Source organism: Lachnoanaerobaculum sp. MSX33, from assembly GCF_000512995.1.
GTDB lineage: Bacteria > Bacillota > Clostridia > Lachnospirales > Lachnospiraceae > Lachnoanaerobaculum.
In genome coordinates, this window is record NZ_AZXX01000044.1 from 1 (window position 1) to 20,133 (window position 20,133).

General features: G+C 36.2%; 15 protein-coding genes. 1 reads left to right on the top strand and 14 read right to left on the bottom strand.

From position 1 onward, the window contains the following. The 7 genes from asrC to HMPREF1495_RS14000 form a co-directional block, all read right to left on the bottom strand. A partial coding sequence (gene asrC, locus HMPREF1495_RS04265; protein WP_034212363.1) for a sulfite reductase subunit C occupies positions 1–930 on the bottom strand: 930 nt, incomplete at its 3' end. A gap of 10 nt (positions 931–940) precedes the next feature. Continuing rightward, the gene (asrB, locus tag HMPREF1495_RS04270) at positions 941–1,732 is read right to left on the bottom strand and encodes an anaerobic sulfite reductase subunit AsrB (protein WP_007591684.1); all 792 of its coding nucleotides are present in this window, start codon (positions 1,730–1,732) and stop codon (positions 941–943) included. Next, positions 1,722–2,756 (bottom strand): anaerobic sulfite reductase subunit AsrA, encoded by a 1,035-nt coding sequence (gene asrA / locus HMPREF1495_RS04275; protein ID WP_007591682.1) that lies wholly within the window; start codon positions 2,754–2,756, stop codon positions 1,722–1,724. The genes asrB and asrA overlap by 11 nt, the downstream gene beginning before the upstream one ends. 253 nt (positions 2,757–3,009) lie before the next feature. Then, positions 3,010–4,119: an acyltransferase family protein gene (locus HMPREF1495_RS04280; RefSeq protein ID WP_007591680.1), complete on the bottom strand. Its 1,110-nt coding sequence runs from the start codon at positions 4,117–4,119 to the stop codon at positions 3,010–3,012. 27 nt (positions 4,120–4,146) lie between these two features. Beyond that, positions 4,147–6,024: a fructose-bisphosphatase class III gene (locus HMPREF1495_RS04285; protein ID WP_034212366.1), complete on the bottom strand. Its 1,878-nt coding sequence runs from the start codon at positions 6,022–6,024 to the stop codon at positions 4,147–4,149. Between the two features lie 20 nt (positions 6,025–6,044). Then, a complete protein-coding gene (locus HMPREF1495_RS13995; RefSeq protein ID WP_242832845.1) occupies positions 6,045–7,223 on the bottom strand; it encodes a VanW family protein in 1,179 nt (392 codons plus the stop codon). 48 nt (positions 7,224–7,271) lie between these two features. After that, entirely contained in the window at positions 7,272–7,883 is a 612-nt protein-coding gene (locus tag HMPREF1495_RS14000) for a hypothetical protein (RefSeq protein ID WP_242832846.1), read from the bottom strand. A 202-nt stretch (positions 7,884–8,085) separates the two neighbouring features. Here HMPREF1495_RS14000 and HMPREF1495_RS04295 point away from each other — a divergent pair, with 202 nt between their 5' ends. Continuing rightward, the gene (locus tag HMPREF1495_RS04295) at positions 8,086–8,964 is read left to right on the top strand and encodes a PHP domain-containing protein (RefSeq protein ID WP_034212368.1); all 879 of its coding nucleotides are present in this window, start codon (positions 8,086–8,088) and stop codon (positions 8,962–8,964) included. Between the two features lie 38 nt (positions 8,965–9,002). Here the strand turns inward: HMPREF1495_RS04295 and HMPREF1495_RS04300 are convergent, their stop codons facing one another. The 7 genes from HMPREF1495_RS04300 to rho all read right to left on the bottom strand — a co-directional run bounded on the left by HMPREF1495_RS04300 (position 9,003) and on the right by rho (position 20,130). Continuing rightward, entirely contained in the window at positions 9,003–9,701 is a 699-nt protein-coding gene (locus HMPREF1495_RS04300; protein ID WP_034212369.1) for a UDP-N-acetylglucosamine pyrophosphorylase, read from the bottom strand. 3 nt (positions 9,702–9,704) lie between these two features. After that, positions 9,705–11,699 carry a DNA topoisomerase gene (locus HMPREF1495_RS04305; protein ID WP_034212370.1) on the bottom strand — a complete coding sequence of 665 codons (1,995 nt, stop codon included), beginning with the start codon at positions 11,697–11,699 and terminating at the stop codon, positions 9,705–9,707. Beyond that, entirely contained in the window at positions 11,699–12,763 is a 1,065-nt protein-coding gene (locus tag HMPREF1495_RS04310; protein ID WP_007591668.1) for an aldose epimerase family protein, read from the bottom strand. Before HMPREF1495_RS04310 ends, HMPREF1495_RS04305 begins: the two co-directional genes overlap by 1 nt. A 179-nt stretch (positions 12,764–12,942) precedes the next feature. Then, entirely contained in the window at positions 12,943–14,028 is a 1,086-nt protein-coding gene (gene asd / locus HMPREF1495_RS04315) for an aspartate-semialdehyde dehydrogenase (protein WP_034212371.1), read from the bottom strand. 179 nt (positions 14,029–14,207) lie between these two features. Further along, on the bottom strand, positions 14,208–16,445 hold the full coding sequence (locus HMPREF1495_RS04320) for a DNA gyrase/topoisomerase IV subunit A (protein ID WP_007591664.1): 2,238 nt from the start codon (positions 16,443–16,445) through the stop codon (positions 14,208–14,210). Between the two features lie 8 nt (positions 16,446–16,453). Then, positions 16,454–18,367, bottom strand: a complete 1,914-nt coding sequence (locus HMPREF1495_RS04325) for a DNA gyrase/topoisomerase IV subunit B (protein ID WP_007591661.1) — start codon at positions 18,365–18,367, stop codon at positions 16,454–16,456. A 65-nt stretch (positions 18,368–18,432) separates the two neighbouring features. Beyond that, on the bottom strand, positions 18,433–20,130 hold the full coding sequence (gene rho / locus HMPREF1495_RS04330; RefSeq protein WP_007591659.1) for a transcription termination factor Rho: 1,698 nt from the start codon (positions 20,128–20,130) through the stop codon (positions 18,433–18,435). Positions 20,131–20,133: the final 3 nt, after the last annotated feature.

The window sequence follows — 20,133 nt, forward strand, 5'->3', positions numbered from 1 at the left end:
CGCAACTTCCGCCTTAGGTCCGAGAGTAACGTCTTCCATAATCCATTTATAAAACTCTTCAAAACCGGTTCTGTCAACTATATATCCGACATGCTCTTTACCGTCAGGTGCATTCGGATCGATGTATTTTTCAACATATGAATATGCATTTTTCACAATTTTAAGAATACTGTCTTCATCCACCCATTTGATAAAGTCCTCGGCCATTCTCGGATTCTTTTTTCCGGTTCTGCCAAGTAAAACCAGTCTGTAGTACTTCTCCTTACTTCTTGTCCATGCTCTTGTAGGGCAGACTGTAATACATACACCGCATCCGATACATTTTTCCGTGTTTCTTACTATCTTACCGTTAACAACCTTAAGGGCATCCACACTTTTAGACTTACATCCCTTTACACACGCCTCACAGGTAACACAGCGGTCGGGGTCATACTGCGGCTCAGTCATACCCATAATGCCGAAATCATTCATACGAACCTTGGCGCAATCGTTTGAACAACCTGTAAATGCCACCTTGAAATGCAGATTATTAGGGAAAATCTGCTTTTCCATTTTTCTTGCAAACTCTGTAGTATCATAATTTCCATAAGGACAAAGTCTTTTACCCGGACAGGCAACTACATTTCTTGTTCCTGAAGCCGCATATCCCGTATCTCTCTTTTCCTGATTTGTTCCTTCATTATCGATAATAAGCTGTATTTCTTTATTTACGGCATCCATATCCGATATTTTGATACCCGGAATCTCAACACCCTGTCGATTTGTAAGAAAAATGCTTCCGTTTCCGTACTTATCCGCAACTTCTGCAATTCTCTTTAAACTCTCCGCATCGATATATCCGCCCGGCATTCTTATTCTGGAAGCTGTCTCACCGCGTACCTTAGAAACACGAAAGGCATTTTTTTTAAGCTTTTTTACATTTATATCCATCTTTACCTCACTAATCAATCAAAGCCTTACTGTCAACATAGTTAAATACCGGTCCGTCAAGACAAATATAAGTATCATTAACCTTACAATGTCCGCATTTACCGATACCGCAGCACATCTTTCTCTCATATGAAACCCAGATGTTCTCCTCCTTAAAGCCAAGCTTTAAAAGTTCTATTACGGAAAACTTCATCATCGCAGGAGGTCCGACTACCACAGCCTGTGCGGTTTCAATATCCTTAAGCTTAAGCTCAGGAATAAACTTTGTTACAAGACCGACATTTCCGGTGTAGCCTTGTGCTTCCTTATCCATTGTTAAAATAAGATCCATTTGAGATTCCCATCTGATAATATCGTCTCTAAACAGCATATCATCAGGGCTTCTGAATCCGAGTATTACATGTTTATCCTTTGAATCTTTACTTTCACCAAGTGCATTGATAACTCCGCGCACAGGAGAAACTCCGGTACCTCCGGCTACAACCACACATTCTCCGTTAATATATTTATCAACATCAAATCCGTTACCGTACGGCCCTCTGAGAAGCAAAGTATCACCTATGTAATTTTCAAACACCTCATCAGTAACTCTTCCCACCTTACGGATAGTCAAATCGATACTGTTCTCCGTTATTCCGCTTACGGAAATAGGTGCCTCACCGAATTTTGGAATTGAAACTTCAAAGAACTGTCCCGGCTTTACATCACCTTTAAACTCAAGCCTGAATGTGTATTCTTTCTCTGTATGTTTAATAACATCTAAAATCTTTGACGGAAAAGGAATATAAGGATTAGTTCTCATTTTGCACCTCCTCTACTTTAGCTGTTACTTTGTTAATAATATTTGAGAATGAAATATACTCAGGACATACGGTATCACATCTTCCGCATCCTACACACATATTGTAGCCGAATCTCTTTTTAAAATCATATATCTTATGCATGGTTTTAAATCTCATACGCTCACCATGCTTCTTCCTGTATTCTCCACCGCCTGCAACATTTGTATATCCGTCTACCATACATGAAGCATTGACTCTTCTTCTTTCTCCGACTTTACCGTTATCTGTATAATAAACATCCTGCATTGTGTAACAGGTACATGTAGGACACACATAGTTACATCTTCCGCATCCTATACATCTTGTGTTATATTCCTCCCACATATCGGATGTAAATATTGAAAGAGGTACGCTGTCGGGCAACTTTACTCTTGTTTCATTTTCAGTTACAAATCTTGGAATAATATCCTGCTCTTTTAAGGCGTTATTTGTAAATATCTCTTCAAGAACACTATCTTTTAACTGACAATGAAACTGATTGTCTATATAATCCACTGAAAAACTGTAATCCAAATCATCTGCACGATTTGTACCCATATCCACACAGAAACAGTCCTCATATGAATGAGCACAACCTATAAGAACAAATTTTACTTTATCTCTGATTCGGGCGTAAAAATAATCTTCTTCTCTTCCATTGTGAAGATATATCTGATCAAGCCTTTTTAAAGCATTAAGATCACAGCTTCTTAAAAAGACCAAAACCTCTCTCTCATCTATTTCAGACTCCTTTACATCATTTTCCGTAAAGAAAAACAATGTCTGTGACAGAGGTGTCAAAATCTCCTTAAATGAATAATCGGATTTTTTATCAAGCTCGATCTCTGAAGCCTCTTTTACAAAATCATATCTTACTACGTCGGTATCTGTAAATCTTCCTTCTCCCACCTTGAGCACAGGTGCATAAATACGGTAGCTTTTTGATAATTCCTCAATTACTTTATTGAATCCACCGGGTAAAAATATATAACCCCTTTTCCCCATACTTTCTCCTTTATTTACTACACTATCTTCATCGACATAGTAAAGCTTAATTATATTTAAACTTTTAATACCGATTCATAGCTAAACTTCAATACATATTGATAAATCTTTATCACTGTATACAAGAAATTATAACACGAACTTTGAAAATATCAATTCCTATACTACAATGATTTGCATGAATTATTGCATATTTTTACATACAAAAAGGCTCATACTCTGAAAATGATTTTCAATAAGTATGAGCCTTATATTATTTAAATCTGCAAAATCTGTTTGCCTTATCATTACCTAATATCAGACATGTCAAAAAAGAGATTGTCAAAAGTATAATCAATATAGTTGTTTTACCAAATACGGGCCATATAAAATTATCAAGTACCAAATGTGAAAAGGCATCTCTTATAATTCTGTGAAATGCAAATATCGGCAAACTGTATACACCGAATCTTTTGAATATATTTGTCAAGAAATTCTTCTTTAATGATGTTAATACAAATATAAAATAAGAAGTACTCAAGGCATACGGCATATATATAATTCTAAGCGGATTTAATACACCTTTAAATATAGGCAATATATTTCCTTCAGCTATGCGATATCCCCAATGTCCATAAAAAATCAAAGTATAAAATCTGACATATTTAAAGAAAACAAAAAAAACCAATACACAAAAAGCTCCCATTGCAAAGAGACGTATATTTATTTCTTCAAAAATTGAAGTCTTACTTACAGATGAATATTTTTTATACAATACACCTATATAAAAATATGGAGCAAAAGATACTACCCTGTCTAAAGATAAAAAATCATCTATTTTCACCTGCCAATTCATATTAAGCATTGAAAAAAATGTAAAAAATATTATCAATACCGTTACATATATTGTAACAGCATCAGAATTAAATTGTTCTCTTTTGACTTGACTTGTTTTTTTCTTATTCAGCTTCAAAAACAACTCCAAAGGATATAGTGACAATCTGAAAAAAATAAGCGCCGAGATATACCAAGGTGTAGATGATTCATGTAAAAAATCGGGAATTATATTCCTGTCTCCATAGAATAACATATCACTTATATGCAATAATATCTTCATCATTAAAAATAACATTATAAGAGGAATAACAGATTTTAATTTAGTTCCCCTCCTTTTCCATGAATCATAATAAAGATATCCGGATAAAAATATAAATGCAGGCATATGAAAACTGTAAATGAAGAAAAAAAGTTTATTAAAAATCGTATATTCTCTTTTCTTTACAGGCAAAAGAAAATGTCCGAATACCACAAGAAAAATCAACACACCTTTAAATATATCAAGGCTGTAATTCCTTTTTCTGTGATTACCCGTATCAGAACTCATATCTCACCATCTTTCCGTTAAATTTATTTACAATTTCCTGTAATTATCCAATAACATTTTTAAATCGGCAATATCCTCAAGTAATTTCTTACCTATATCCGTATCTTTTACAAACATTCGATATACATCCTTTTCAACTATTTCCGATTCCGATTTAATGTCGGTATTGTTTATCAGGGCATCTTCTACCGAAGTAAAAGGTGTATGCGCTTTCAGTCTCAGCCCGTGGGAATTAAATATCAAAGTATATCCTGCAATTCCCGTAGTTTTATTCATAGAGCGGCAAAATCCTCCGTCTATTACAAACAGTCTTTCATTTGCACGTACAGGATGTTCACCGTCAATCGCATGAACAGGTGTATGTCCGTTTATAATATGTGAGTGCGTATCATAAAGACCGAACTCGTGTAAAATCTGAATACAAAAGCTTTCATCATAGTACTTGCTGTAATATGGATTTGATTTTTCCTTCCAAAAACTCTTATCTTCAGTATAATCTCGCTCAAAAGTCTTTACTTTTCTACCGCATAAAGGCGATTTCTCACCACCCCATAAAAACCACATAAAATCAACATCATCCTGACTCGGATTGTCAATGTAGGCTGCTCTGGCTTTTTCATCACATATATCAAACAATGCTTTTCCATGATAGCATTTGCCGTTTATACAAAGCATATCAAATATTCCGTTTTCATCCACAGGAACACAACCGTGATATATAAGATTCCTGTTATAAACATTGTACATACCGCCTTTATCATATAAAAACTTTATATGTTTATTTAATCTCTGACCTGATACAAAACTTCTATGCAGCTTCAGCATGATTTCATTTTCCTCGGCAGTAAGTTCATAAGGATTTTCCCTATTTAATGTCGGGAATATATTCGTTTTCAGTTTTGTCTTCACTCCGTCAACAGTTACATATCCTTCATCAAGATCTATATGCTCTAAAAGCAGTCTGTCATCCATACCGTATTCAGGATGCCTTTTTATAAGCTGACCTTCCAGCTTAAAGAGTATCACTTTTATTGCGGCAAGTGCGGCCTGTATTCCGTCTTCAATACCGTACTTTGACATTCCGAAAAGCATAAGATGTCTTAAGCTGATACCGTAAGCGTTCTCAAGAATTTCTACATTTCCATACTTTAAGTTATTTCTGATAACATTACAAATACATGCATCATTTCCACATGCGGCTCCCATCCAAAGAATATCATGATTTCCCCACTCAATATCAAGAGAATGATAATTCATAAGTAAGTCTATTATCTTGTCCGCATTGCCGCCTCTGTCAAAGATATCACCTACTATATGGAGATGATCGACTGCAAGCCTTTTTATAAGTGCAGAAAGTGCAATTATAAATTCATCGGCATCATCAAGATCTATAATGGTCTGCAATATATGTCTGTGATAGCTTACTTTATTTGTGTCTTCATTTTTTTGTGCATGCAAAAGCTCATCAATGATATATGCATAATCTTCAGGCAAAGCCTTTCTCACTTTTGATCTTGTATATTTGGATGATAATAACTTTGCAAGCATTATAAGATAATTCAGTGTCATCGAATACCAGTCATTATCTATCCTGTCAATTTCTGCAAGCATAGTCATTTTCTCTCTTGGATAATATATGAGAGTACACAGCTCCTGCCTGTCAAACTCGGACAATGTTTCTCCGAATATAATATCGACTTTTTCTTTTATTACTCCGGAGCAATTATTCATTATATGCAAAAAAGCTTCATATTCGCCATGTATATCACTTAAAAAGAACTCTGTACCCTTAGGCAGATTTGTTATTGCAGACAGATTTATAATCTCTCTTATAACCGCCTGACTTGACGAATAATTTTGTTTCAGAAGTTTTAAATACTTTACATTTTCCTTGTCCCTATTCATAAATTATCCCCCGTATTATATTAATTCTCCAGTTTCTCCACAGTCTCTTCAGGTTTTGTGACCTCAGTTGTAGTAAGCTTCTCAACAGTAGGTTCGGCGGTGGTTTCCTTCGCCTTTGTACTTTCTTTTGCTTTGGTACTTTCCTTCGCTTTAGTGCTTTCTTTAGGCTTAGCCGAAGTCTCCGCAGGCTTAGCACTCTCCTTGGTTTCCTTTACCTTAGTAGACTTTTCTTCGGTACTTAACTTTTCTACGGTGCTTTCACTACTTCCTGAATCCTTTTTCTTTGTTGTACTCTCTGCAGTCTTTTCTTGAGTGCTTTCAGCCTGAGTTGTAGCTGTGCTTGTACTTTGACTTACATGAGCACTTGATGTACTTTCAGTACTTGATACGCTACTTTCATTACTCTTTGAAGCGGTGGTTTCCTCACTATCGGAGTTCACCTTTATTTTGGCAGGTTTTCCCTTATATGTTGAATTGTGGAAAGGCTCTTCCTTTACCAACACACCGTCTTTTTTCACAATATATGTAGTCGCCCATCTTGAGCCTTTTTTAGCCTCGGTTACTACAACCTGTTTTCCCTTTTTCAAACTCTTATCTTCAATATACTCAGGAACCGGAGGATTTAAATCTGATATTTTCTTTGACGACATTTCAACGGTAACACCTTCTTCCAAAATAGGAATTCCTATAATTGAACATGTAAGTGTCTGTCCGGTAAGTACCGCTCGAATAGCAATAGCGGTGTCGGATGTATTTATGAATTTCATATCCGGACCTGCATATCCGTCATAGCTTACCATAGCATCTTCACCCGGAGTTACATAACTTGGCTCAAATGAATGTGCATGCCTCTCGGTTGTCTTTAAGCCTGAGAAAATAACCGCATTGTAAAGAGTTGATGAAACCTGACATACACCGCCACCCGGCTCTTCCGATAAAACACCGTTAACATAAGCCCCCGCCGGCTTGTATCCTCTCTCAAGCGTTCTGTTACCTGTAGTATTGTTGAAAGAAAACTCCTCTCCCGGCTTTATTATAAGCCCGTCAAGTGCATTGGAAGCAAGTGAGATATTTGTATTTCTGTCCTTATTATCTGTAGTCTTTGTAGTAAATGTACCTATTACCTTGTACATCTCCTTTGCTTTTGCCGTCGATATACTTGCCTTAACTTCATTTCTTACAACGGAAATATCAGCCACAAAATTTTTGCGACTTACATATGACTTAATATCCGACTTAAGTCCCTCCTAATCAATAAGATATCCGTCACTTTCATCAGCATATGTAAAACTCTTTGTTTCCTTGTTAAATCCCGATATAGATCCGTTTACAGGGTTTATATTCCATTTTTCTTTTGCTTTTTCCACCATTGAATCTATGTCGGCATCATCAAAGTTTATCTCATAATGTGATGCTGCATTGTCAACATCTGCATATATCTCATTTAAAAGTTTTGTTACCTTTGTATCCAAAACATTGTCAAGTACCATACTGTCACTTAAATCATCACCGATATGTAAAGTTAATTTCCACGGATATACTTTGTCTATGGCAGCTTTTGCCTCCGACATTTTCATTCCGGTAATATCTATCTCATCAATAGTTATTTGTTTTTTTAATTTTTCATCTGCAATTTCAGTAGTCACCTCAGTGCCGTCAACTTTTGATGACTTCAAAAACTTTCCGACTTTTTGTAATCCCGATATGGCAATCAATACCAGTATAATAAATGCCGCAACAAGAACAGCTACCGCTCTCATATTTATATCTGCCGTAAAGCCCCTTTTTTGCGATCTCTTTCTTGCTTCTCTTACTCTCTCCGAGCCTGTTTTTTTACTGCTGTTTTGTTTATTTAACATTTCAATTCCTTATAAGATCAATTAATAAAATGCCCTTATGCTATTTTTGATAAAAACATACCTTGGGATTAAATTATACCAATAATATGATTTTAAAACAATTAAAATTACTTATCAATATTTGCTTTACAAAATTTATTGTGCTAGACTTATTTATGCAAATATTTAATATATGTAAAAAGTATTTTTTTAAGGTGATTATATGAAAGAAAATTTTAAATATATAGACCTTCATACACATTCTACCGCTTCAGACGGTACATGCTCTCCCGCAGAGGTTGCCATATCGGCAAAGAAAGCTTCTCTTAGCCTTATTGCACTTACGGATCATGACACTATGGCAGGTGTGGAAGAATGTTTTAAAAAAGGATTGGAACTTGATTTATCCGTAATAGCCGGAGTTGAAATGAGCTGTGTATATAAAGATAAAGAAATACATATTCTGGGTTATCTGCTGCCTTCTTCAATTTCTAAGAGAGAACTGAATATTCCAAAAGAAATATTTGAGGATTTGAGTTTTTTTGCAAAAGAAAGGGCTGAAAGAAACGCTGAAATAATCAGGAGATTTAAAAATGACGGTATAATTATTTCCGAAAATGATTTGAACAACTCAAATCCGAATGCCCAGATAACAAGATCACATTTTGCAAATGCTCTTATAAAACTTGGACTTGTAAAAAATAAGGCCGAGGCTTTTGATAAATATCTTGAATATGGCGGTAAATATATACCGGTTAAGAATATCACGACAATAAGATGTATGGATTTTTTAAAAAAACATAATTTCTTTATTTCACTTGCACATCCTTTTCAGTACAAATTCTCCGATGAGGATTTGAATGCTCTTATATTACATTTGATTGAACTTGGATTAAACGGTATAGAGGTATATCATTCCACTCACTCGGCTTTAGATATTGAAAACCTCCGTTTATTGGCGGATAAATACAAGCTTTTTCCTACAGGAGGCAGTGATTTTCATGGAGAAAACAAGCCGGGACTTGAAATAGGTAAAGGATACGGTGATTTAAAGATTCCGTTTGAATTTTTAGAGAATATATTAAAAACCAAATCCGACTAGATAAAAAATGCGTATGGGAAAACCCATACGCATAAATTTTATAATTTTGCAGCTGCCGGCTTTTTCTTTGCCTTTGTTACAATATCGTCAGCACTCTTATAAATAGATGACTTACCGATACAACCTCTTACACTTGAAAGCGGATATATTGTGGTGTTCTTTCCTATAACGGTTCCCGGATTCAAAATCGATCCACAACCTACTTCAGCTTCATCACCTACTATAGCTCCAAGCTTTCTGAGTCCTGTCTCAAGCTCCGCATCCTCTAAATGAAGTACAACATCGGACTTATCACTCTTAAGATTTGATGTAATTGCGGAAGCGCCGAGATGCGCTTTATAACCGATGATAGAATCTCCAACATAGCTGAAATGAGGTACCTGTGCCTTGTTAAAAAGTATAGCATTCTTAAACTCACAAGAGTTTCCTGCCACTGCACCTTCACCTATAATTACATTACCTCTGAAGAATGCACATGAACGAATACTTGCATCTTTTCCGATAATAAGCGGACCTGCAAGCGCAATTGTAGGCATTATCTTTACCGAACGATGAACCCAGATATTCTTTCCGATTTTTAAATACTCCGTATCAGGTAATGTAGCACCGATTTCTTCTATAAAACTTCCAAGTTCTTTAAATACTTCCCAAGGATATGTGTATTTTTCGAAGAGAGACTTTGCTATAGTTTCTTCCAAATCAAAAATTTTTTTTGTTTTTACATCGATTTTTTTCATTTTCTATCCTTTCATGCCCTTATATTCTTTTGAAACCTCTTCAAATACGGCATTTAAACTATATTGGTTATTAAGTTGCTTCACATTAAGACATCGAATACCTACAAATCTTTCAAGCTTTGTCATATATTCTTCAGATGTAATATCACCGTTTGATACCATCATAAGTCCCTTTTCCCAGCTGGCAGTCAGCTCCGGATTTAAAAGTTGTGAAATAGAACAATTTACTACTTCATATACAATTTCACCAAAAAGTGTAGGGGTAATTATTTGAGTCTTTTTATTTAAAGCCAGATATTTTATCGAAAATAATTTTTTCAAAATATCAGCCCTTGTAGCGGAAGTACCTATACCGCTTCCCTTTATTTGACTTCTAAGCTCCTCATCCTCTATAAGCTGTCCTGCATTCTCCATTGCAAGTATAATAGAGCCTGACGAATATCTCTTTGGAGGTACCGTCTCACCCTCTTTAATACTCAAAGAGTTAAGTGTAAGCTTTGAACCCTTTCTAAGTGATGAAATCATCTTTATATACTCCGGATTTTGATCGTCACCGGTTTCGTCATCTTCACCCTCTGTTTTTACCGGGCTTAATATATTTAAAAATCCTCTTTCAACACATACTTTTGTATTTGCAACAAATATCTCATCCCCTATACCGAAGCGTATAGCAAACTTTTGATATATTGCCGGAGGATAAAATATACTAAGAAATCTTCTGCATATGAGTTCATATACAGACAATGACAATTTACTCAGTGAATTCATATTTCCAAACCCGGTAGGTATTATAGCATAATGGTCGGTGATTTGACTATCATTAACATACTTTGTTTTTGAAATATTTTTATATGTACCCTTTTCAAGAATATTATTTGCAAAATCCGCAAGTGTCGAAAACTTACAAAGTCCCTTTATATTCTTGTCTATTTCCTTTGCTACGGCGCCGGAAAGCACTCTTGCATCCGTTCTCGGATAAGTAACAAGCTTTTTTTCATACAATTCCTGAATTATTTTTAATGTTTCATCAGGACTTATTTTAAATCTCTTTGAACATTCATTTTGTATCTCTGCCAGATTGAAAAGTAAAGGAGGATTTTTTGTTTCTTTCTTTTTCTCATTCGAAAGTACAACTGCTTCCCTATTGTTTTCATCGGCAATTTTTTCTATATGTGATATAAGTTCTTCTGCATATATCTTTTCTCTGAAACCGTTATCCTTGTAAAGCATAGGAGAATTAAAGTATTTTGACTTCTCATTTACCTTCCACTCTCCGTCTATACTCATTCCCTGATTTTCAAATTTACCCAAAACTTTAAAGAAGGGAGTCTTTACAAAGTTTCTTATTTCTCTTTCTCTGTTTACCACCATTCCCACAACACAGGTCATTACTCTTCCAACACTGAGTACCGCTCTGTCAAGCTTTAAAAAAATTGCAACATTTCTGCTGTATTTTATGGTTAGGATTCTGGAGAAGTTGATTCCCATAAGATAATCTTCTTTTGCACGAAGAAAGGCGGCTGCGGAAAGATTATCATACTCAGACCAATCTTTTGCTTCTCTTATACCTCTTAGTATCTCATCTTCGGTTTGAGAATCTATCCACACCCTTTTTCTTTGCTTTCCCTGCACATTCGCCATCATATCTACAAGTCTGTATATATATTCTCCTTCTCTTCCCGAGTCGGTACAAATATATATCGTATCAACATCTTCTCTGTTTAAAAGATTCGAAACTATGGTAAACTGATTTTTTACACCGTCAATTATCTCATATTTAAACTCTTTAGGTAAAAAAGGCAAAGTATCAAGTGACCATCTTTTCAGCCTCTCATCATACTTTTCAGGGTAGCTCATAGTTACAAGATGTCCCACACACCAAGTAACTATAATATCATCGCCTTCCAGATATCCGTTTTTTCTTCCTGTAGGTACTTTCAGAGCCTTTGCAAACTCGGTCGCTACACTTGGCTTTTCCGCTATAAAAAGTTTCTTCATTAATCTCTTTCTACACTGAACTTATATACAGTTTCACTGATAAACTCTTCAAGTTCATCTACTACCGGCTGTATAAACTCCGGCATATTTATCGCATTAGGGAAAAATTGTGTTTCAAAACAATATCCGCTTCTCTTCGGATATGTTACACCTCTTTTTCCGACTATTTCTTCTGTCAGATAATTACCTGTATAAAACTGTACACCCGGTAAATCGGTATAAACTTCCATAACTCTTTTACTGTTTTCATCTTTTGCCTTTGCGGCAAGTCTGAGATTACCGTCATAATCTCTGATTATCCAGTTATGATCATATCCGTTACCCTGCACTACAGATTCATAATCGGAGTCGATTTCCTTACCGATCTTTTTGTATTGTCTAAAGTCCATTGCTGTATTTTCAACTTTTCTTATCTCACCTGTAGGTACGGAGTTTTCATCACATGGCAGGAAGCTGTCTGCTAAAATCATAACCTCCTGATCATATATATTCTTACTGTCCTGTCCGGCAAGATTAAAATATGCATGATTTGTTAAATTTACAGCCGTTTTTTTATCACAAACAAAGCTGTATCCTATTGTAAGTGCATTATCATCAGACAAGACATAACTTACATTTATCCTTGCTTCTCCGCCAAAACCCTGATCGCCGTCAGGACTTATAAGCATAAATGTTATCATATCTCTGTCTTCGTCTTCAAATGTACCCACTTCCCAGATTCTGTCATGCCAATAGTCAGGTCCCGAGTGCAGTGCATTGTTTCCGTTATTTAAAGCAAGTTGAAATTCCTTGCCGTCAATTGTAAACTTTCCTTCCGGTATACGATTCGCATATCTGCCTATAATAGAACCGAAATGCGGAATATTATTCTCATATCCGGCTACAGTATCATATCCAAGGCATACATCTTCAAACTTTCCGTCTTTATCAGGTACCATCATACTTACCCAAGTACCTCCAAGATCGGTAAAAGATGCGCTTACTCCGTTTTTATTTGTCAGAGTATATAGATTTACAATCTTACCGTCTTTTGTTTTCCCAAATTCAGTTGTCTTAATACCCATGTTTTTCCTCACTTTACAAAGAAAAAGCCATCACAGCTCTACGTGATAGCTATTATACTATATTATACAAATTTTTCCATTCCCTTGCAAGACTTAGTGTAAATATCACCATAGCATGATAATTGCTTCAATACATGAAATTTAAAAAGGCATCTGCAATGCAAATGCCTCATTAATAATTATTTTGCTGTTATAAAATTCTTTGCTGTAAGGTACTCCGCACAAAGAAGTGCACCGCCTGCAGCACCTCTTAAAGTATTATGTGAAAGTCCGATAAACTTATAGTCATACATTGAATCTTCTCTAAGTCTACCCACTGAAACACCCATACCGTTCTCAAAATCAACATCAAGATTTACCTGTGGTCTGTTATCTTCTGTAAGATACTGTATAAACTGCTTCGGTGCTGAAGGAAGGTTAAGTTCCTGAGGCTCTCCCTTGTACTCTACAAGTTTCTTTATGAGATCTTCCTTGGAAGCCTTGTTCTTAAACTTTACAAATACTGCAGCTGTATGTCCGTTAAGTACCGGTACTCTTACACATTGGCAAGTAATCTTTGGTGAAGTTGCAGGAACAATCTCATCACCTTCAATATGTCCCCAGATTCTGAGAGGCTCTTTCTCACTCTTTTCTTCCTCACCGCCGATAAACGGAATAATGTTTTCAACCATCTCAGGCCAATCCTTGAAAGTCTTTCCTGCACCTGATATAGCTTGATATGTTGTAACTACAACTTCATACGGCTCATACTCTTTCCATGCATTAAGCACAGGAGCATAGCTTTGTATGGAACAGTTAGGCTTTACCGCAATAAATCCTCTCTTTGTTCCGAGTCTCTTCTTCTGTGACTCAATAATTGCAAAATGCTCAGGATTTATCTCAGGAACAACCATAGGTACATCCTTTGTCCAACGATGTGCGGAGTTGTTTGAAACTACAGGAGTCTCCGTCTTTGCATAAGCCTCCTCAATAGCCTTTATCTCTTCCTTTGTCATATCCACAGCCGAGAATACAAAGTCAACCTGTGAAGCAACCGCATCAACATCATTTACATTCATTACAATAAGGTCTTTATAAGCCTCAGGCATAGGAGTTGTCATTTTCCAACGGCTTCCTACAGCATCCTCATATCTTTTTCCTGCACTGCTTGGGCTGGCTGCTACAACTACAACTTCATACCAAGGATGATTTTCAAGTAATGACAAAAATCTCTGTCCTACCATACCTGTTGCACCGAGGACACCAACTTTTAATTTCTTATCCATATTATCTCTCCATATCTGTTTATTTTGAATAACAGTTCATAAATCTTGTGGACTATTATTTTTAACTGGTTGCAATCATAGTACACAATAAATAATATTGCAAGCATTTTTTCGCATCAGGCGCACATTTGTACGCCTTACGGAGACATTTTATTTTACTTGTCTGTTTTTACAAAATATTATTTGATTTTTTGCCCCTTATAACCTCTATGGCTAAGTTTAACTTTACTTAAATTAACTTCTTTTCCGGATACGCTTGCAAGTCCAACCTCGTTTGTAAGATACAAATTCTCAACAAATTCATTATATCCAAGTGTAATTGCCTTCTCTCCTCTGGTACTCTTTTTAAATTCATTTACCTCTGAAACATTAAATCTTAAAATATATCCTGCATCGCTCACAATGCATAAATCTGTATTTGATGCCGCACCAAGCATTTTTACACCTATAAGTACATCATCATTATTCAACTTTGTAGAGGCTACCTGTTTATTGTTGGTCTTAAATTCCTCTCCGGAAACTCTCTTTATATAACCGTTCTTTGTAAGCATCAATATAAAGCCGCCCTTCATACCGTCTTCACTTACAGCCAAAAGGATTTCTTCATTACTACTGTCAAACTTTGTAAGATTGTCAACAGGCGTGCCCTTATCTCTAAGTTTTGAAACACCCAGATCCATAACTTTGAATTTGTATAAAATACCGGCATTTGAGAAAATACATATTTTGTCGGTATTCATCACAGGAAATACATGGATATTTTCACTTTCCACTGTTTCCGCATTCTTATCAAAAGTATTTCTGTCAAGTATCTTGCAATATCCGAATTTGTCCATAACAAATATAACCTCTTCACTTGCTATGGGCTCCTCAAAATAAACTGCTTCCTTGGCATCCTCTATCACAGTTTTTCTTGGAATTGCGAAATCTCTTTTGATCTTTTCAAGATCCTTTATAAAGAGCTTATCCATATTTTTATGATCTTTTAAAATATTCTCATATTCCTCTATATTTTTAAGAGTAGTCGCATTGTCCTTTAAAAGAGCCTCTATCTCAAGACCTATAAGCTTATAAAGTCTCATATCAAGAATCGCCTGCGCCTGCTTCTCGGTAAATGAAAGCTTCTTAGCATCCTTTTCAAGTGCCTTAACCTTAAAGTTTATACCTGTGGTATCACCGGACGTAAGGCATTTTTTTGCCTGAGTCAGATTTTTGGAACCGCGAAGTATTGCAATGATAAGATCGATAACGTCTACAGCCTTTATAAGACCTTCCTGTATTTCCTTCTTTTCAAGCTCTTTATTTAAGAGTATATTGTATTTCTTTGTAGTAATTTCATACTGAAACTCAAGATAATTTTTTAAAATATCTCTTAGTGAAAGTATCTCAGGCCTTCCGTCTACAATCGCAAGCATATTTACTCCGAATGTATCTTCAAGCTTGGTTTTCTTATAAAGGATATTCTTTATCTTTTCAATATCCGCATCTTTTCTAAGCTCCAGAACTATTCTTGTACCGTTTTTATCGGATTGATTGCTGATATCGACTACATCCGAGAGCTTCTTACTCTCTACCAGATTTGCCACATCCACTAAAAACTTGTTTATTCCGGCACCGATCATAGTATATGGAATCTCAGAAATTATCAGCTTGTCCTTGTCAGCTTTTTTTCTTCCAAGCTCTACTTCTATCTTTCCTCGCAGCTTTAACTTTCCGTTACCTGTTTCATAGATATCAAGCAAATCCTTTTTATTTGCAATAATACCGCCTGTAGGAAAATCCGGACCGTGCAGCACTTCCAAAAGCCCTTTAGTATCTATATTCCTGTTTTTAATATAGGCAATACAGGTATTACATACTTCAAGCAGATTATGTGTAGGAATTGAGGTTGACATACCTACTGCAATACCCTCCGCACCGTTTATCAAAAGATTAGGTACTCTAACAGGTAAAACCGCAGGTTCTTTTTCAGTCTCATCATAATTTGAAATAAATTCAACAGTCTTATCAAGATCCTTTAGATATACTTCTTCCGCAAATTTTGCAAGTTTTGCTTCCGTGTATCTCATGGCGGCCGCTCCGTCACCTTCTATAGATCCGAAGTTTCCGTGACCGTCTATTAAAGGCATTCCTTTTTTAAAGTCCTGACTCAAAACAACCAAAGTTTCATATATAGAACTGTCACCATGCGGGTGATATTTACCCATGGTATCACCGACTATTCTTGCAGACTTACGATGCGGTCTGTCACTGAATATTCTCAGTTCACTCATATCATATAAAACTCTTCTTTGTACAGGCTTTAGACCGTCTCTCGCATCAGGTATAGCCCTTGCGGTTATAACACTCATAGAATAATCCAGATAGGATTTTTGCATTTCCTCCGAATATTCCGTTCGCAATATCTTCTCAGCCATATACCCTCCTATGCATCAATTACCGCTTCTCTTGCATGCTCATGTATAAAGTTTCTTCTCGGAGCCACATCGGACCCCATTAAAAGCTCAGTTACTTCACTTGCAAGTCTTGCATCTTCTATTTCAACTTTTTTGAGCACTCTTCTTTCAGGGTCAAGAGTTGTCTCCCAAAGCTGTTCGGCATCCATCTCTCCAAGTCCCTTATATCTTTGCAGAGTGAAATTGTCCTTATGTTTCTTTTTATAATCTTCCAATGCTTTTTCATCATATAGATAAATGCCCTCACCTCTTTTCGGTACCACTTTAAAAAGCGGCGGCATTGCAATATATACATGTCCGTCATATATAAGCTCAGGCATAAATCTGTATAGGAAGGTCAAAAGCAAAGTATCTATATGACTTCCGTCCACGTCAGCATCGGTCATAAGTATTATCTTGTCATAACGAAGTTTTGAAATATCAAAATCATTGCCATAGCCTTCAGAAAATCCACAACCGAAAGTATTTATCATTGTTTTTATCTCGGCATTTGCAAGTACCTTATCTATAGAAGCCTTCTCAACATTTAATATCTTACCTCTTATCGGTAAAATAGCTTGAAAATTTCTGTTTCTTGCAGTCTTTGCGGAACCGCCGGCAGAATCTCCCTCTACTATAAATATCTCACATTTGCTTGGATCTTTTGACTCACAGTTTGCAAGTTTTCCGTTTGATTCAAATGAAAACTTTGATTTTGTGAGCATATTTGTCTTGGCTCTTTCCTCAGCCTTTCTTATCTTGGCGGATTTTTCCGCACAGGAAATTATAGCTTTTACCACATCTACATTCCTGTCAAAAAACCTTGTAAGCTCATCCCCTGTAACCGTAAGTACAGCCCTTGTGGCATCGGCCGATGCAAGTTTTGTCTTTGTCTGTCCTTCAAACATAGGATTCGGATGCTTTACACTGATAATGGCGGTCATACCGTTTCTGGTATCTGCACCGGTAAAATTGCTGTCCTTATCCTTTAATATACCGAGATCTCTTGCATAGGTATTTATAAGACCTGTAAACTTTGTCTTGAATCCGGCTATATGTGTACCGCCTTCTTGAGTAAATATATTATTACAAAATCCCAGTATATTCTCCTCGAATGCATCCACAAACTGTATGGCTATTTCCACATCTATATTGTCACATACTCCTTTGTAAAGTATAGGAGCATGCATTACTTCCTTGCCCTTATTTAGCTCTTTTACATATGCCACTATACCTTCTGGTTCATGGAAAACTGTTTCTTCATGTTCATTATCTCTTAAGTTTTTGAAATGCAACATAAGACCGGGATTTAAGTATGCACTTTCATGCATTCTGGATTTCAACCAGTCAGCCTTAAACTTAGTAACTTCAAAGATAGTATCATCAGGTAGAAATGTAATTTCAGTACCTGTATTTCTTGTTTTTCCTATAGTCGGTAAAAGTCCGTTTTTTAATTCTACTGTAGGTATACCCTTTTCATATCTGTCATGATGTATAAATCCGTCTCTTGATATTTTTATATCAAGGAAATTGGACAAAGCATTAACCACTGATGAACCTACACCATGCAATCCACCACTGGTTTTATATGATTCATTATCAAATTTTCCGCCTGCATGTAAGGTGGACAATACAACTCTTTCCGCCGAAATACCTTTTTTATGCATCTCAACCGGTATTCCTCTACCGTCATCCTTCACGGTACATGAGCCGTCCGCATTTAAAGTCACCCATATATTTTTACAAAATCCGGCCAAATGTTCATCGATAGAGTTATCCATTATCTCATAAATAAGATGGTTTAATCCCTTTACACCGACTCCACCGATATACATACCCGGTCTTACTCTAACAGCCTCAAGTCCTTCAAGTACTGTAATACTGCCTGCATTATAGTCCTGCATAAAACCTCACTTTTACAAAAATGTAACAGTCCGGCAAAACCAAACTGTTACATTCATACTTTATTTTACATCAATTGGCCGTTTGCCAATATTTTTTCAACAAGTTCTTCATTGTTTTTTGTTGAATTGAATTCTTCGATAATTCTTTCGGCCACTTCATCAGGCTTTGCCAAATCTGTGGACTTTCTGATTATACTTACCACTTCGGCCTCTTCCTTGCTCAATAATAAATCATCTCTTCTTGTAGAGCTCTTTAAAACATCTATAGCAGGGAAGATTCTCTTTTCAGAGAGCTTTCTGTTAAGTACAAGTTCCATATTTCCCGTACCCTTAAACTCCTCAAATACAACATCGTCCATTCTGCTTCCGGTATCTACCAAAGCTGTTGCAAGTATTGTTAGACTTCCGCCCTCTCTTATATTTCTTGCCGTTCCGAAGAAACGCTTAGGCATATGAAGCGCCGCAGGGTCAAGTCCTCCTGAAAGCGTCCTTCCGCTTGGTGCTATTGTAAGATTGTAAGCTCTTGCAAGTCTTGTAATGGAATCCAGCAATATCATTACATCCTTTCCGTGCTCCACAAGTCTTTTTGCTCTCTCAATAACCATCTCGGAAACTCTCTTATGTCTGTCCGGAAGTTCATCAAATGTGGAATATATAACTTCCACATTTTCTCCTACTATTGCCTCTTTGATGTCTGTAACCTCTTCAGGTCTCTCATCTATAAGCAGAATAATAAGATGCATATCCTTTTGATTTGTTGTAATAGACTTTGCTATTTCCTTTAAAAGCGTAGTCTTACCTGCCTTTGGCTGTGAAACTATCATACCTCTTTGTCCTCTACCTATAGGTGAGAGTAAATCAACTATTCTCATAGCTTTTGATGCGGAATCATCATTTGCCAAATGTATTCTGCTGTTTGGGAAAATAGGTGTCAAATCCTCAAAATTAGGTCTTGTTTCCAAAGTCTCAGGAGGGAAAGAGTTTACAGTGTTTATATATAAAAGTGCAGCAAACTTTTCTGTAGCTGTTTTTATCTTTTTTATTCCTGATACCACATCACCTGTTTTCATTCTGAACTTTTTAATCTGTGCAGGAGAAACATACACATCATTATCACCCGGTAAGAAATTTTCACATCTTATAAATCCGAAACCGTCAGGCATTACCTCAAGTATACCCTCTGCAATCTCACCTGAATCCAGATCTCTTATGTCTGTAGGATAATCTCTTGAAAAACCCGCTCCGAAGCGATTATCATAGTATTCATTTCTATATCCCGGTTGATTTTGTAAAGGATATTGATTCGGATACTGGTTAGGATACTGATTTACATATTGATTTGAATTTACATACTGGTTTTGATTATTGTACTGGCTCTGATAGTAATTAGGCATATTGCCTTGAGCACTTACCTGACTATACCTTTGTCCGTTTTGATATGTATTATTATATCCGTTATTTCTGCTTTGATTTGAAGTGCTTCTTTGTGCACTGTTATATGTACTTCTGCTTTGACCTGTATAATTACTCTGACCGGAATAGTTTTGTCCGGCATATCCGTCTCTTTGATATGAATTATCTTTTCCAGTCATATCAGGCGAGCCTCCTTCACTGTTTGAAACCTCTTTACTTCGGTTCTCGGAAAACTCCACTAACAACTCTATTATATTTGCCTTATTTAAATTGCTGACTCCTTTAAAGCCCTGTTCTTTTGCAATCTCTTTCAACTGTACCAATGATAAAGTTTGTAACTTTTCTCGCATATA